This window comes from Roseovarius sp. JB2-10 (assembly GCF_055693585.1).
In genome coordinates this window covers 1,854,266-1,870,768 of the sequence record NZ_CM146337.1, presented here as the reverse complement: position 1 = coordinate 1,870,768, position 16,503 = coordinate 1,854,266, and the positions used below count along the sequence as shown (strand labels likewise).

Here is a 16,503-nt window from a genome sequence, read left to right as displayed (position 1 = left end):
TTTCACATGCGCTGGAACGCGGGGGACGCAAGGATCAACCCGATCCCTTCGCTGCGGTTTTCGGCGGCGCGGGCCGCAAAGCGAACAGCCTCCGGCGCAAAGCGCCCCAGAGCCGTGTCCACAAACGCGCGTGGATCAGGCAAGGACCGCTTGAACCGAACGGGCATATTCATTGACCATTGCAATCGCGCCGCCAGACGTTGCGGCGTGATCCACTTGTCATCCTCTTCGGGAAAGCCGTCCGGCGCTGGCGCATTACCCCAGTTTTGACCCATCATGATCATGGGGAGCGTCAAATGGCCGACTAATCGTGTGGGTTTCGATTTTGGAATGATCTTTGGAGAGATATCCAAGGCGCGCAAAGCCGAACAAACGAAATCCATCGGTTGCTTTACGTTGCCCGTCGAAAAATCCCACGCTGCCGGGTGCGCAAGCATAACCTCGTATACCGCATGCAAATCGCCATCGGTTTCCGAATACCGTGCTGTCATATCAGCGATCATGCCCTTGTCCGGCTGGTCTGAGACAAAATGCACCGCCAGCTTGCGCGCCAAATGGGCAGCCGTGCTGGGATGACGCGCCACATCGTCCAGAAACGCGTGCACATCCGCCAATGCGGGCGTGTCGCCACCGTAGGTTACACCTAAAACAGTCTCTGCATCCGGTTCGGCGAATTTCGGATTGAATTCAAACTCTTGCGCGCGCGAAACGCGCAGGCCCGTCAATAATTCGGCCAGTTGCCGAACATCTGTTTGCGTGTAAGGGCCATCCACGCCCAGCGTGTGCAATTCCAACAGTTCCCGCGCCAGGTTTTCGTTCAACCCCCGTTTACCTTGGCGGCGATTGAGAGCGGCGGGGCTGTTGGGTCCCTGCGACCGGTGCTGATCGAGGTAAATCATCATGACAGGATGCGTGATCGCCGCCTTCAGCATATCCGCAAACCGCCCGGAAACATGCGGGCGGATGGCCTCATCTACATAGATCGGCTGGGCCATGACCGTAATCACGTCGCGGCCCACTGCCGTAAAGTGATCCGCCCAAAAGGCCGTCAGTCGTTCGCGAAACGGGTCTTCTCCCAGCGCTCGGCGCAAAACTATCCGACCAAAGAAGCTCAGCCCATCCAGCCGCATCTCGCGGCTTTGGGCTTTGAATTTCTTTTTGACACTTTCTTTTTGGGCTTCAGAATCCGGTCGAAAATAGATTTTTCGAAGCTTATCAAACTTCCGCGTGCGCGGCAGTAGGCTTTTCATGGTTGGAATGTCGAACCGTTCGGCCGCCGTATCCGGCCCCTTAAGGCGCGTCAGCATATCACCCACCGAAGATGCAGGCGCAATTCGGGGGGACAGGCCGCAGCCAAACCTAATTTCTGCACGTTCGGGATCAAACACCATGATAAAGCACCATACTTTGCCAGTCGTAACTTAGCATAGTACGGGTCAAAGTTCAGGTTCCGTCGAAAAAATCGGCGAAAATCCCGTCACAATGGCGTGTGGGTTAGTCCTGCGGGATCACACGCAAGCTCAGTTCCATCAACTGATCGCTGGTCGGATCGCTTGGTGCGTCCATCATCAGATCCTCGGCGCGCTGGTTCATCGGGAACATGATGACCTCGCGAATATTGGCCTCATCCGCCAGAAGCATCACGATCCGGTCGATGCCCGCAGCACAGCCGCCGTGAGGGGGGCGCCGTATTGGAAGGCGTTGACCATCCCGCCGAAGCGCTTGCGCACTTCGTCTTCGCCATACCCTGCCAGCTCAAACGCCTTGATCATGATATCGAGCTTATGGTTCCGGATCGCGCCGGAAACCAATTCATAGCCATTGCAGGCCAGATCATACTGATAACCTAAAACGGCGAGCGGATCACCGTTGAGCGCGTCCAGCCCACCCTGAGGCATAGAAAACGGGTTATGGCTAAAATCAACGCGGCCGCTTTCCTCATCGGCCTCATACATCGGGAAATCGACGATCCAGGCAAAGGCAAAACGGTCTTTGTCTGTCAGGTTCAGTTCTTCACCGATCACTGTGCGCGCCTTGCCTGCCACGGCTTCAAATGCCGTTGGTTTACCACCAAGGAAGAACGCCGCATCGCCCACATCAAGCCCCAGTTGCTGGCGAATGGCTTCGGTGCGTTCCGGTCCGATGTTCTTGGCCAGCGGTCCCGCGGCCTCCATCCCTTCACCCTGATCGCGCCAGAAAATATAGCCCATCCCCGGCAGACCCTCTTTCTGGGCGAAAGCGTTCATTCGGTCACAGAATTTGCGGCTGCCGCCGGTGGGGGCCGGAATGGCCCGGATTTGCGTGCCGTCCTGCTCCAGAAGTTTTGCAAAGATGGCAAAGCCAGAGCCGCGGAAATGCTCCGAGACATCCTGCATCTTGATCGGGTTGCGCAGGTCGGGCTTGTCGGTGCCGTACCACATCGCCGCGTCGGCGTAGGAAATCTGCGGCCATTCGGCGTCGACCTTGCGGCCTTTGCCAAACTCTTCAAAAATGCCCGAGATCACCGGCTGGATCGTGTCGAACACGTCCTGCTGCTCAACAAAGCTCATCTCCAGATCAAGCTGGTAGAAATCCGTGGGCGACCGATCAGCGCGCGGGTCCTCATCGCGGAAACACGGTGCGATCTGGAAATACTTGTCAAAGCCCGAAACCATAATCAGCTGTTTGAATTGCTGTGGGGCTTGTGGCAGGGCGTAGAACTTGCCCGGATGCAGACGGCTTGGCACCAGAAAGTCGCGCGCGCCTTCGGGGCTGGAGGCGGTGATGATCGGCGTCTGGTATTCGCGAAAGCCCGTGTCCCACATGCGGCGGCGGATCGAGGCCACGACATCGGAACGTAGCTTCATGTTTTCCTGCATCGCCTCGCGGCGCAGATCGAGGTAGCGATAGCGCAGGCGCGTTTCCTCGGGATATTCCTGATCACCAAAGACGATCAGCGGCAATTCCCCGGCACCACCCAACACTTCCATGTCGCGGATAAACACTTCGATTTCACCGGTAGGTATCTTGGCGTTGATCAGGCTCTCGTCACGTGCCTTGACCTCACCATCGATGCGCACGCACCATTCGCTGCGCAGCTTTTCAACGTCTGCAAAAACCGGGCTATCCGGATCACACAAAACCTGCGTCATCCCGTAGTGATCGCGCAAATCGACAAAGAGCACGCCACCGTGATCTCGGATGCGGTGCACCCAACCGGACAGGCGCACTGTGTCGCCCACATTGGTTTTGTTCAGCTCGGCACAGGTATGGCTGCGAAAGGTGTGCATGACGTCCTCATCTGGCCCCACCGGGAGCCGCTGGCATTGGTTCGGGCCGATACACCTTGCCTATGGGGCAAAGTCAAGGGGGCGCAGATCGGCAAGCCCCCGCGCAAGTTGGCAAAATCGTTTACAGGTCTGCCGTTTTGCGCGAAAATCACGGCCACTTGGCGCCTCGACCTCAAGTTTTGTCACGCGAGGTTGATTTTGCATCGCCAGGAATATGCGCCATCGGTGGGCGCAGAAAAATACGGGGGTGTGGACAATGTGGACCACAATTCTGGACCGGCTTCTGACACATATGATGCGGCAGGGGTCGCTGACGGTTACGTATCCGGATGGCATTGCACGGCGTTATGGCTCTGGGCAAAACGGCCCAACCGTCGCCATTACACTGCACGATGAAACCTTGCCGCGCAAAATCGCCTTTTCACCGGAAATGGCCGTGGGCGAAGCATATATGGACCGGCGCCTGACAATTGAAGATGATGACCTATACGGGTTTTTGACCCTGTCGATCACCAATATCGCCGCCAATGGTCAACCCTGGTTCCGCCGTCCACTTGAAATGGGCCATCACATGCTGCGCCATCTGCAGCAATTCAATCCGACCGCCCGCGCACAGGCCAATGTGGCGCATCACTATGATCTGTCCGGTGAGCTTTATGACCTCTTTCTGGATGAAGACCGGCAGTATTCCTGCGCTTATTTCCGCGATCCGGACATGACGCTGGACGCCGCACAGGACGCCAAGAAACGCCATATTGCAGAAAAGCTCCTGATTGAGCCGGGCATGCGCGTGCTCGATATCGGGTGCGGATGGGGCGGCATGGGACTGACACTGGCCCGCGACTATGGCGCGGATGTTCTCGGTGTCACATTGTCAAAAGAACAGCACGCTCTGGCCAACGAACGGGCCGAAAAAGCGGGTCTTGCGGATCGTTGCCGGTTTGAGCTGAAGGATTACCGCAAAGTCACGGGCCAGTTTGACCGCGTTGTCTCGGTTGGCATGTTCGAACATGTGGGCGTGCCGCATTACAACGAATATTTCGCCAATGTCCGGGACCGTCTGACCGATGACGGAGTATCGCTCATCCACACCATCGGACGCGCGCGGCCGCCCGGCGCGACCAGCCCGTGGATCACCAAATACATCTTTCCCGGCGGGTATTGCCCCTCCTTGTCGGAGGCCATGAAGGCCGTTGAAAATCAGGGTCTTATCCAAACGGATGTTGAAATCTGGCGGCTGCACTATGCCGAAACACTGCGCCATTGGCATGACCGATTTATGGCCAATATCGAAAAGGCCCGCGCGCTTTATGATGACCATTTTTGCCGCATGTGGCGGTACTACCTTGTGGCAAGCGAATTGACCTTTCGGCTCAATCGGCAGGTGGTTTTTCAAATGCAGCTGACCAAACAACAGGATGCGGTGCCATTGACGCGCGATTACCTGTACCGGCGGGATGACAAGCTGCGCCACGCGGCGGAATAGCGCGTTACATCAACTTGATCGGGATCAACCCGCGTAGGGAATTGCCCACATATGCGACTTCCGCCCGCCTGAAGTCCGCGCGTGTCAGAATGGCTTCTGACGCACGACCGGTCTCGATCAATTCTTCACGCAAAATGCCGGGCAGAACCCCGCTGGAGAGCGGTGGAGTAACCAAACCCTGACCTAGATCAGCAAATAGATTGGTGATTGTGCCCTCGCAAAGCGCGCCCTTTTCGTTTGCAAACAGTATTTCGTCTACCCCATCGGGCAATTGCGCGCGGGCGGTATCGTAGATGTGCCTTTGGGTGGTCTTCACGCGCAGCCACGGATCATCCGACGCCAGCAGGATGTCCGAAACGCACACCCGCCAAACTGCACCCGCCGGCAGAGGTTGGTAAGCCGCATGGCTGATCTCTGTCATGCCTTTGGCATCCACGGTCAATCGCACACGCAACGGTCCGGTGCCACTTACGGCGTCCAGAGCGGCCTTCACGCCTCTGGGCGAAATACCCAACCTCTTGGCACTACGTGCCAGCCGCGCCTCATGTCTGTCGCGGCGAATGATCCCCCTGCCCGGCTCCCACCGAAACGTTTCGATCAGACGAAATCCGAGATCAGCTGGTGGGCAAAGCGGGCTTTCCACAGCGCTTCCTCATATTCACTGGTCGCGGTGCTGTCATAGACCAGCCCACCGCCAACATTCAGCGTTGCCTGATCATTTTCCAGCAACAAAGTCCGGATTGAAACATTGAATTCCGAACGTCCATCGGGTGCTGCCCAACCGATCGTGCCGCAATAGATTTCGCGCGGATCAGGCTCCAGATCACGCAATATCTCCATGGCCCGTACTTTGGGGGCGCCGGTGATTGATCCGCAGGGAAAGAGCGCATGGAAAATATCCGACAGCCCCGTGCCCGCCACCATTTGCCCCGTGATGAGCGAGGTCATTTGATGCACGGTCGCGTAGGTTTCCACCGAAAACAGTTCAGGCACCTGAACGCTGCCCGGCTCACTGATCCGCGAAAGATCATTGCGCAACAAATCCACAATCATCAGATTTTCGGCGCGGTTCTTTTCGTCTGTCTGCAAGAAGAAACGGCGGCGTGCGTCCTCGGCGGCGTCCCCGCTGCGGGGCTGCGTGCCCTTCATCGGGCGCGTCTGAATCGCGCCTGTGGCATCTGTTCGGAAAAACAATTCCGGAGATCGCGAAAGCAAGGCGGGCTGTCCCTCCGCCTCGACCAGTGCTCCGAACCTGACCGGTTGCACCTGCGTCAGCGCGTTGTAGAGCGCCTTGGGCGTGCCGGTTGCAGAGAGGGAAATCGGGAAGGTCAGATTGGCCTGATAGATATCGCCGGCGCATATATAGTCATGCACGGTCCGGAACCCGGCCGCATAGCGCGCATTGTCCCATTCCGGTGCAAACGCCCCCAACGCGGCTGCGTCCTGGTCCAGTTCATCTGCAATCGATGGCCAGTCATACACGCCGAATTGCAGCAGAGGCAGGCGACGGTTTTCGGGCATCAACGGGGCCAGTTTAGGCTCGAGCACATAACCCAGTTCATAGGTGGCGTAGCCCGCCAGCCACATCCCAGCTGCACGTGCCTCGTCCAATGCCGCCAGTGCTGCTGGCACTTGCTCGGGCGTCTCAGCAACGATCAACCGCTGTGCCCGCGCAAAACTGCAGGCTGTGCCGTCGGGGCCATGATCAAAGCGAATCTGCACGCAAACGGTCCTCTGCCGCGGGTCTGGCATCGTATCTAGCCCCCTCACCGGCGAATGACACCCTAAAAAACGTCCTTTTCCTGCGGATTTGCGATGCCTCCCACGGCCCCCCTTGCACTGGGCCGGATGATGGATATAACCCACAACAATTTGCGTACGCGGGCCTTGGCGTGCGCCGATATAGCTGCCGCGCGAATAGTTGCCCTGGGGATCACCATGCCAAAAAGAACTGACATCTCGTCCATCATGATCATCGGGGCGGGGCCCATTGTTATTGGTCAGGCCTGCGAGTTCGATTATTCCGGTGCCCAGGCCTGCAAAGCGCTGCGTGAAGAAGGCTACCGGGTCATCCTGGTGAATTCGAACCCTGCCACTATCATGACCGATCCAGAACTGGCGGACGCCACCTATATTGAGCCGATCACACCCGAAGTTGTCGCCCGCATTATCGAAAAGGAACGCCCGGATGCGCTTTTGCCAACGATGGGTGGGCAAACCGGGCTGAACACCGCCCTGGCGGTGGCCGATCTGGGCGTTCTGGAAAAATTCGGCGTCGAGTTGATCGGGGCCAACCGCGAAGCCATTGAAATGGCCGAAGACCGCAAGCTCTTTCGCGAGGCAATGGACCGTCTGGGCATCGAAAACCCGCGCGCGACCATCGCCAACACGATGGATGAATGCATGGCCGCCCTCGAAGACATCGGTCTGCCTGCGATCATTCGGCCAGCCTTTACTCTGGGCGGCACCGGCGGTGGCGTGGCCTATAACCGCGACGATTACGAGCATTTCTGCAAGTCCGGGCTTGATGCGTCGCCGGTCAATCAAATTCTGATCGATGAGAGCCTGCTTGGCTGGAAGGAATACGAAATGGAGGTTGTCCGCGACAAGGCCGACAACGCCATTATCGTCTGCTCGATCGAAAACGTTGATCCGATGGGCGTGCATACCGGCGACAGCATCACCGTGGCACCGGCGCTGACGCTCACGGACAAAGAATACCAGATCATGCGCAACGAGAGCATTGCGGTACTGCGCGAAATCGGGGTTGAGACCGGCGGGTCGAACGTACAATGGGCGATCAATCCCGAAGACGGCCGCATGGTGGTGATCGAAATGAACCCACGGGTGAGCCGCTCATCGGCGCTGGCCTCCAAAGCGACCGGGTTCCCGATTGCCAAGATCGCCGCGAAACTGGCCGTGGGCTACACGCTGGATGAGCTGGACAATGACATCACCAAGGTCACGCCCGCGAGCTTTGAGCCAACGATTGACTACGTGGTCACCAAGATCCCGCGCTTTGCGTTTGAGAAATTCCCGGGCTCTGAGCCTTACCTGACGACAGCCATGAAATCCGTGGGCGAGGCGATGGCCATTGGCCGTACCATCCACGAAAGCTTGCAAAAAGCGTTGGCGTCGATGGAAACCGGCCTGACAGGATTTGATGAGATTACAATCGACGGTGCCCCTGACAAGGCGGCAGTGATCAAGGCGTTAAGCCAACAGACCCCCGATCGTATCCGTGTAATCGCGCAGGCCATGCGCCATGGGCTCAGCGATGATGAAATACAGCACGCCACGGCTTTTGACCCGTGGTTCCTTGCCCGTATCCGCGAGATTGTGGAGGCCGAAGAAGATGTCCGTGCAAATGGTCTGCCCAAAGATGAAAAGGGCCTGCGCGCATTGAAAATGCTGGGCTTTGCGGATGCGCGGCTGGCCACGCTGACGGGCTTTACCGAGGCCGATGTGCGGCGCGCGCGTGTGGCACAGGGCGTGACCGCGGTGTTCAAGCGCATCGACACCTGCGCCGCCGAGTTTGAGGCGCAAACGCCATATATGTATTCCACCTACGAGGCCCCGATGATGGGCGAGGTTGAATGCGAGGCGCGCCCGAGTGATCGCAAAAAGGTTGTCATTCTGGGGGGTGGCCCGAACCGGATCGGCCAGGGGATCGAGTTTGATTATTGCTGCTGCCATGCCTGCTATGCGCTGACCAAGGCGGGCTATGAGACGATCATGATCAACTGCAACCCGGAAACGGTGAGCACCGATTATGACACCTCGGACCGGCTTTATTTTGAGCCACTGACCTTCGAACATGTGATGGAAATCCTACGCGTAGAGCAGGAAAACGGCACGTTGCACGGTGTGATCGTTCAATTCGGCGGGCAGACACCGCTGAAGCTTGCCAATGCGCTGGAAGCCGAAGGCATCCCGATCCTGGGCACGTCCCCCGACGCGATTGATCTGGCGGAAGACCGCGAACGTTTTCAGGCTCTGGTCAATCAGTTGGAGTTGAAACAACCTAATAACGGTATCGCATCGACAGATGCACAGGCGCTGGCCATTGCGGAGCAGATCGGCTTCCCGCTGGTCATCCGCCCATCTTACGTATTGGGCGGCCGCGCGATGGAAATCGTACGCGATATGGCGCAACTGGAACGCTACATCGCCGAGGCCGTGGTGGTATCGGGCGATAGCCCTGTGCTGCTGGACGGGTATCTATCGGGCGCGATCGAATGCGATGTCGACGCGCTGTGCGATGGCGAAAACGTCCACGTCACCGGCATTATGCAACATATCGAAGAGGCCGGCGTACACTCGGGCGACAGCGCCTGTTCGATACCCCCTACTCCCTGTCGGACGATGTAATTGCCGAAATCAATCGCCAGACCGAAGCACTGGCGCGGGCGTTGAACGTTGTCGGTCTGATGAACGTGCAATTTGCGGTGAAGGGCAACGATATATACTTGATCGAAGTCAATCCACGCGCATCACGCACCGTGCCTTTTGTTGCCAAGGCCACGGATTCAGCGATTGCATCAATTGCTGCACGGTTGATGGCGGGTGAAAAGCTGACAAGCTTCACCCACCGCGGGCCTTACCCGGCAGATGCCAAGCCCGGCACGATGCCAATGGCAGACCAGATGACACTGGCCGACCCGGCAATGCCGTGGTTCTCAGTGAAAGAGGCCGTCATGCCCTTCGCACGATTCCCCGGTGTTGACACGATCCTGGGGCCTGAGATGCGATCAACCGGTGAGGTGATGGGTTGGGACGTGTCTTTCCCACGAGCGTTTCTCAAGGCGCAGATGGGCGCAGGCACGCAATTGCCCGAAGGCGGCAAGGTTTTCTTTTCCATCAAGGATGATGACAAGACACCCCAGCTTGTAGAAACCGCGCGGATGCTGGTTGATATGGGCTTCGCGATTGTTGCCACGCGCGGCACTGCAGCCTTCCTTGAAGGTCACGAAATTGCCTGCGAGGTGGTCAATAAGGTCTATGAAGGCCGTCCGGACGTTGTCGATATGCTGAAAGACGGGCAGATCAGCCTTGTGATGAACACCACCGAAGGGGCGCAGGCCGTTCAGGACAGCCGCGAAATCCGGTCCGTCGCGCTCTATGACAAAATCCCCTACTACACCACTGCCGCCGCTGCGCATGCCGCAGCTCAGGCCATGCAGGCACGTCTGGAAGGTGAGATACAGGTGATGCCACTGCAGGGGTAGAGTGACGCTCGCGTTCTGTGAATTTTGCGACGCGAGAAGGGTCCGGACCAATGGGTTTTGCAAGGGATCGCCCCTCATCACGTGTTGCAATGAATTAAACTGAAATAAGTTCGTGTCATTTTGGCAAATAGCGACGGCAAATGCCACAATTGAAACACTATTTTTTACATATTTAACAACTACTTGCGTTGAGTTTTGACCGGTATGCTGGGAACGCGGATCAGGGTTGCAGAAATTGCATAGATTTTTTCAGAAATTTTGATTGCAACATAAGATTTTTTGCCTATTTGAGGATCATCGAGGCAGAGAAATCTGCATAACAACCATCGTCAGCTTTAGGAGGCCTTCATGACCCGCGACGAACTGAACCGCGAACTTCGTATGCACAGCGCCACCTTCCCCGCCGTGCTTGTTGTCTATGGCATGCTGGTTGGCACGCTGGTTGTTTCAGCGATGGCGATCGTCTAAATAGCATCGGCCAAAAATGGCCTGACGACAAAATCACATGTAAAGCGCCGGTGGTGGACATGCCATGCGGCGCTTGTTTTTCCCAACCGGAACCGTGACAGGGCGTTCCCTTCCGATTGTAACGGAGGCACCCAATGAACCGTGACGAACTCATCCGCGAACTGAGAATGCACAGCGCCACATGGCAAGCTGTTGTGATTGTCTATGCACTGATCGTCGGCACGATGGTCCTGTCGGCTATGGCCATCATGTAATCAGCCGGCATTGGCTGTTGGTGCACAAAAAAACGGACGGCCCATTGGCCGCCCGTTCCAATTTGTATGCGGGATGCCGAAGCATCTGCCGCAGGTGTCAGCCACCCATCTTGGCGCTTGCCGCGTCGCCCAGATTGTCGATGCCCCGCTCTTCGAGCAGCGTGCTCAACCAGTTGGGATCCATCTCGGGTACCGAACTCAGCAACAGATCGGTATAGGGGTGGTGCGGCGGCGTGAACATGTCGTCCTTCGGCCCCTGCTCCACAACTTTACCCTGCTGCATCACAATCACCTCATCGGCAATCGAACGCACGGTTGCAAGGTCGTGCGTGATGAACATGTAGGCCAGGTTCAGCTCGTTCTGGAGCCTGTCCAGAAGCCGCAGAATACCTTCCGCCACAAGCTGATCGAGTGCCGAGGTGACCTCGTCACAGACGATAAATGTGGGGTTGGCCGCCAGCGCCCGGGCAATACCAATCCGCTGTTTCTGACCACCTGAAAGCTCGGGCGGATAGCGGTTGTAGTACTTGGCCGGATCCAGTTCGATCAGATCCAGTAGTTCATCGACCCTGTTCTTCAGATCCGCACCTTTAAGGCCGGAATAGAATTGCGCCGGACGTCCGATAATTTCCGAGATCTTGACCTTGGGGTTCAGCGCCGTATCCGCCATCTGATAGATCATCTGGCATTGACGGAGCTGGTCCCTGTCGCGGTTCCGGTAGTCATGTGGGAACGGGTCACCCTTGAAGAGCACCTCACCCTTTGACGGCGGCAGAAGGCCCGTGATGACCCGCGCTGTCGTGGATTTACCCGATCCGGACTCGCCAACAACAGCGACGGTCATCCCCTCGTAGATGTCAAACGAGACATCATCGAGAATTTTGGGACCGGCGGAATAGGATGCATCCACGTTCTTGACCGAGATCAGCGGCACGGTGTCCTTGGGACGCTCGCGCTGCGGGCTTTCGAAGCTGCGCACCGCCCAGAGGGATTTGGTGTAATCCTCTTTGGGGTTGTTCAGCATTTCCTCGGTCGATGCTTCCTCGACCTCGTTGCCCTTGAGCAGCACCTTGATGGTATCCGCCATCTGCGCCACAACCGCGAGGTCATGCGTGATGTAAAGCGCCGCAGTGTTGAACTGATCCACAATGTCACGGATCGCGGCCAGAACCTCGATCTGTGTGGTCACATCAAGCGCCGTGGTGGGCTCATCGAAGATGATCAGGTCCGGCCGGCACGACATGGCCATCGCCGTCATCGCCCGCTGCAACTGACCACCGGACACCTGGTGCGGATAGCGGAAGCCGATCTCTTTCGGGTTCGGCAGACGCAACCGCTCATAGAGGTCCATCGCATCTTCCTGCGCCTCCATGCGCTTCTGGATGCGATAGTGCAGCGGTGCTTCGGTGTGCTGATCGATGATCTTGTGCGCCGGGTTGAACGAGGCCGCAGCCGACTGAGCCACATAGGCGATCCGAGAGCCGCGCAAAGCGCGCTTTTCGGCCTCGGTCGCCGTGGTCAGTTCCATCCCGTCAAACTCGATCTTCGAGCCTTCCACGATGCGCGTGCCGTCACGGGCATAGCCCATAGCACCCGCCCCGATGGTGGATTTACCTGCACCGGATTCCCCGATCAGGCCCATCACTTCGCCGCGGTGGAGGGTCAGGTCGACACCCTTGATGATGTCGACCCATGTTTCATCCGAATACCCCTGAATCTTCAGGTCGCGGATTTTCAGAAGAACTTCTTTTTTCTTCGTCATGATTATTGCTCCTTCAGACCGGAGGACCGGAACAGCATCCAGTCAACCACAAAGTTGACCGCCACCGTGAGCAGCGCGATGGCTGCCGCCGGGATAAGCGGTGTGATGTCACCGAACGAGATCAGCGTCGCGTTTTCACGCACCATTGATCCCCAGTCCGCTGTCGGTGGCTGGATACCCAGACCCAGGAACGACAGACCAGCAACCAGCAGGAACACGAAGCAGAATTCCAGACCAAATTCGGCCACCAGAGGGGCAGTCGAGTTGGGTAGGATTTCGCGGCGGATCAGATACCCTGTACCTTCACCGCGCAGCTTGGCCGCTTCGATGTAGTCCATCACCACCACGTTGCCCGCCACCGCCCGTGTCAGGCGGAAGACGCGTGGCGCGTAGATGATGGCCACGGCGCAGATGATGACAAACGTGCTGGAACCAAAGATCGACAGCATCAGCAGAGCGAAGATCAGCGACGGGATCGACATGATCACATCGGCGAACCGCGCTAGGAACTGGTCAAACCAGCCGCCTTTGGTGGCTGCGAACAGACCCGCTCCGGCGCCCAGAATGAACGCGGCAACCGTGGCGCTGAGCGCCAAGCCAACCGAGTTACGTGCGCCGTAGATAATCCGGCTGAACATGTCACGTCCGAGCTGATCTGCACCCAGAAGCATTTCTGCATCAGCTGGTGCAAAGGCGGACGAGATCACTTCGGCCTCACCATGCGGTGCGATGTAGTTCGCAAAGATGCCCGCAATTGCATAGGTGAAGATCACGAACATCCCGAACGCCGCCGTGAGCGGCGCAGTGCGTAACTCCTTTGCCACCTCAGTGGTCATCGCCATCAGAAGGATGACAATGATGACGAGTGCGAAGGCAATCTCACCCAGAGGCCAGCCCGCAAGCCATGACATGATGCACCAGATGATCGGAGCGATCAGGCAAAAGTACATCACTGGCGGATTGTTCACGAAGGCGCTGCCGACGTTGCTTTCTGCAAGTTGGATCAGGAACTCACGGAAGGCATAAGACACCATCGCGGTCAGACCCAGAAGTGCGGCACAGATCGCCACTGCCCTGAGTGCGCCGGTCCCACCGACGATCCCCAGGATGAACGACACCAGCGTCAGCGAGAAGGCCAGCAGGAAGACCTGCCGCTTGTTGAAATACGCTGCCAGGCAGGACACCACCAAGAGCAGGGTGTAGTAGCCGATTACGAATATACTCATCTCTCTACCCCCTTATTTCGGATGCCGCAGACGCGGGTTGGTTAGAATTGCGCCAACGTCCGCTGCAAGATTCAGCAGGATGAAGGTCGCGGCGAAGATCAGACAACAGGCCTGTACAACCGGGAAGTCGCGTTTGGAAACCGCGTCCACCAGGGCCTGGCCGATGCCCGGATACACAAACACCACCTCAACCAGAACAACACCGGTGATAAGGTAGGCAAGGTTCAGGGCCACAACGTTGATGATCGGTGCCCAGGCGTTGGGCAGTGCGTGTTTCACAATCACCTTCCAGGGCGGTGTGCCCTTGAGCCGGGCCATCTCGATGTAAGGGCTGGCCAGCAGGTTGATGATCGCGGCACGTGTCATCCGCATCATGTGAGCCACAACCACCAGAACCAGCGTAAGGGCTGGCAGGAAGGTTCGGTTCAGCAATTCACCAAAGCTCATTCCGTCACTCAGGCTCGAGATCGCGGGGAACATGCCCCATTTGACCGAGAAGTAGAGGATCAGGATGTAGCCGAGGAAAAACTCAGGCGATGAGATCGATGTCAGTGTCGCAACGTTAGCCACCCGGTCAAAGATCGAGTTACGCAGCAGCGCAACCAGGATGCCCAGTACGATAGCAACCGGAACCGCGATCACAGCAGCGTAAGCCGCCAGGAAGAGCGTGTTCATGAAGCGCTCACCAATGAGCGCAATGACCGGCTCCTTGGTGACGACGGATGCTCCGAAGTCGAATGTCACGGCGCCGGACAACCAGCCCAGATATCGTACGATTGCGGGTTTATCTAACCCCATTTCCTTGCGCAGTGCTGCAAGGTTGTCCTCGGTCGCTCCCTGGCCCAGAACCGCTTGGGCAATATCGCCCGGCAGCAGTTCGACCATGAAGAAAATAATGATTGAGATGACTAGTAGAATCACCAATCCGAGACCGAGCCGTTTACCAACGAGCCCAAGTATGTCTCCCATCTGTCCCTCCTGTGATGGCACCTTAGCCCTGCGATAAAGGCGCAAGCAGAGATAAGGCGTTTAATTTTATTGGCCTAATGCGGGCAGAAATCAGATTAAATCTTTCCGCAGTCAGGCAGGTTGTTCTGAAACCCTACACAATTTTTGGGTTCCGAAAAGCGAAAACCCGGCGCATCTAGCGCCGGGTTCGTCGAAATCAGCCTTATCCTTCGAACCACCAGCGGCTTGCGTGGCGGTATCCGTCCATCTGCCAAGCGGGCGAAAGTTGACCGATATGCTTCACGTTTTTGCGGCGTCCGTAGATGAAGTTCGGGAAGTACGGAATGACCGTGCCGCCCTCATCGCGTGAGATCTGACCCATTTCGGTGTACATCTCAGCGCGCTTCGCATCGTCCAATTCCGCCTTGGCCTGCAAGAGCAATTCGTTGAACCGTGGGTGCTGCCAACGCGACTCGTTCCAGGCCGCATCGTCCTTATAGGCCAGCGTGTACATCACATCCGGCGTTGGGCGCGCGCCCCAGGTGACCATGCACCAGGGCTTGTTCAACCAAACATCCGACCAGTAGCCATCGTTCGGCTCACGCACGACGTTAATGTTGATGCCAGCCGGCTTTGCGTGTTCGGCATAAAGGATCGCGGCATCCACGGCGCCGGTCGTGATGGACTCAGCCGTCGAGAAATCGACGTTCAGGCTGTCCAGCCCCGCTTGCTTGAGGTGGAACTTGGCCTTGTCCGGATCATACGCACGCTGCTCGATGCTTTCCGGGAAATAAGGCATCGCGGGCGAATGGTGGAAATCATTGCCGATTGTGGCCGCACCGAATGTGATCTTTTCGACCAGTTCTTCCCGGTTGATCGCGTGCTTCAGCGCCAGGCGAACATCGTTGTTGTCGAACGGCGCCGTGTCGCAATGCATCGGCATCGTGATCGCCTGCGACGACGACACATTGTCGATTTCGACGTCAGGGTGGCGACCGAGCAGTGCCAGCGTCTTGTTCTCCAGCAAGCTTGCCGCGTCCACATCGCCGGTTACGAGGGCCGTCTGACGCGCGTTCGGGTCGTTGATGACGATGTATTCAACTTCGTCAAAATACGCGCCCTCGCCGTGCCATTCTTCGTGGCGCACCAGACGGGCCCCGACGCCGAATTCCAGATCAACAATCTTGTAAGGGCCACAACCGTCGCCGGACTGCCAGTTGGCCGTGCCGTCTTCATTGGCCGGTACAATCGCGAGGTGATAGTCAGGCATGATCCAAGGCAGATCGGCATTGGCGGCAGACAGTTTGAACGTCACGCTACCATCCCCATTGTCGACGATGTCTTCAACCGTGGACAACAGTGCTTTGGCCGCAGATGTCGAGGCATCGCCGCGGTGATGGTTCATCGATGCCAGCACATCCGTTGCCGTCACTTTGTTGCCGCTGTGGAACGTCGCCGCAGGGTTCAGGACAAAGGTCCATTCCTTGGCGTCCGGCGTCGCCGACCATTCCGAGGCGACATCACCACCCAGAGTACCATCCTGATTGATCATTGTCAGATAGGCCCGGAACGTGTGGCCCATCGAAATTTCGAAGTTGGACTGGTACTGACCCGGATCGTGTTGATCCGACGTGTTCCCGTCATGTTGCGCCATGCGGTATTTGCCACCGCGTTTGGGTTCGGCTTTGGCGGATGTACCCCATAGGCCCGTCGCGGCCGTTGCGGTCATCCCTGCTGCAACCGAATAGTTCATGAAGGACCTGCGCGAGATTTTGCCTTCGCGGGCAGCGTCTGCAAGGCGGTCAATCATCATCTGATTGTGGGCGTTTGTCATGTTTTCTCCCTGTGAGTGCGTCTTTTTT

General features: G+C 57.5%; 8 protein-coding genes and 2 pseudogenes. 2 read left to right on the top strand and 8 right to left on the bottom strand.

All coding sequences use genetic code 11. The features are described 5' to 3' along the window. Nucleotides 1–2: 2 nt before the first annotated feature. Nucleotides 3–1,307 (bottom strand): DUF1800 domain-containing protein, encoded by a 1,305-nt coding sequence (locus ACZ1HJ_RS09320; RefSeq protein ID WP_472722013.1) that lies wholly within the window; start codon nucleotides 1,305–1,307, stop codon nucleotides 3–5. Nucleotides 1,308–1,494: 187 nt separating this feature from the next. Further along, nucleotides 1,495–3,269 (bottom strand): annotated as a pseudogene (gene aspS, locus ACZ1HJ_RS09315) (aspartate--tRNA ligase). 256 nt (nucleotides 3,270–3,525) lie between these two features. Between aspS and ACZ1HJ_RS09310 the strand changes: the two are divergent. After that, complete coding sequence (locus tag ACZ1HJ_RS09310) at nucleotides 3,526–4,755, top strand: class I SAM-dependent methyltransferase (RefSeq protein ID WP_472722012.1); 1,230 nt, start codon at nucleotides 3,526–3,528, stop codon at nucleotides 4,753–4,755. A 4-nt stretch (nucleotides 4,756–4,759) separates the two neighbouring features. Here ACZ1HJ_RS09310 and ACZ1HJ_RS09305 read toward each other — a convergent pair whose 3' ends face one another. Beyond that, nucleotides 4,760–5,398: an aminotransferase class IV family protein gene (locus tag ACZ1HJ_RS09305; protein WP_472722011.1), complete on the bottom strand. Its 639-nt coding sequence runs from the start codon at nucleotides 5,396–5,398 to the stop codon at nucleotides 4,760–4,762. Then, nucleotides 5,353–6,477 carry an aminodeoxychorismate synthase component I gene (locus ACZ1HJ_RS09300; RefSeq protein WP_472722010.1) on the bottom strand — a complete coding sequence of 375 codons (1,125 nt, stop codon included), beginning with the start codon at nucleotides 6,475–6,477 and terminating at the stop codon, nucleotides 5,353–5,355. Before ACZ1HJ_RS09300 ends, ACZ1HJ_RS09305 begins: the two co-directional genes overlap by 46 nt. Nucleotides 6,478–6,693: 216 nt before the next feature. On the opposite strand from ACZ1HJ_RS09300, the pseudogene carB reads away from it, so the two are divergent. Then, nucleotides 6,694–9,983, top strand: a pseudogene (carB, locus tag ACZ1HJ_RS09295) (carbamoyl-phosphate synthase large subunit). A gap of 819 nt (nucleotides 9,984–10,802) precedes the next feature. Here the strand turns inward: carB and ACZ1HJ_RS09290 are convergent. The 4 genes from ACZ1HJ_RS09290 to ACZ1HJ_RS09275 all read right to left on the bottom strand — a co-directional run bounded on the left by ACZ1HJ_RS09290 (nucleotide 10,803) and on the right by ACZ1HJ_RS09275 (nucleotide 16,475). After that, a complete protein-coding gene (locus tag ACZ1HJ_RS09290; protein ID WP_472722009.1) occupies nucleotides 10,803–12,467 on the bottom strand; it encodes an ABC transporter ATP-binding protein in 1,665 nt (554 codons plus the stop codon). 2 nt (nucleotides 12,468–12,469) lie between these two features. Then, the gene (locus tag ACZ1HJ_RS09285; RefSeq protein ID WP_472722008.1) at nucleotides 12,470–13,693 is read right to left on the bottom strand and encodes an ABC transporter permease; all 1,224 of its coding nucleotides are present in this window, start codon (nucleotides 13,691–13,693) and stop codon (nucleotides 12,470–12,472) included. Nucleotides 13,694–13,705: 12 nt separating this feature from the next. Further along, nucleotides 13,706–14,662, bottom strand: coding sequence for an ABC transporter permease (locus ACZ1HJ_RS09280; RefSeq protein ID WP_472722007.1), 957 nt, complete (start codon nucleotides 14,660–14,662; stop codon nucleotides 13,706–13,708). Between the two features lie 202 nt (nucleotides 14,663–14,864). After that, nucleotides 14,865–16,475, bottom strand: a complete 1,611-nt coding sequence (locus ACZ1HJ_RS09275; RefSeq protein ID WP_472722006.1) for an ABC transporter substrate-binding protein — start codon at nucleotides 16,473–16,475, stop codon at nucleotides 14,865–14,867. Between the last annotated feature and the right edge of the window lie 28 nt (nucleotides 16,476–16,503).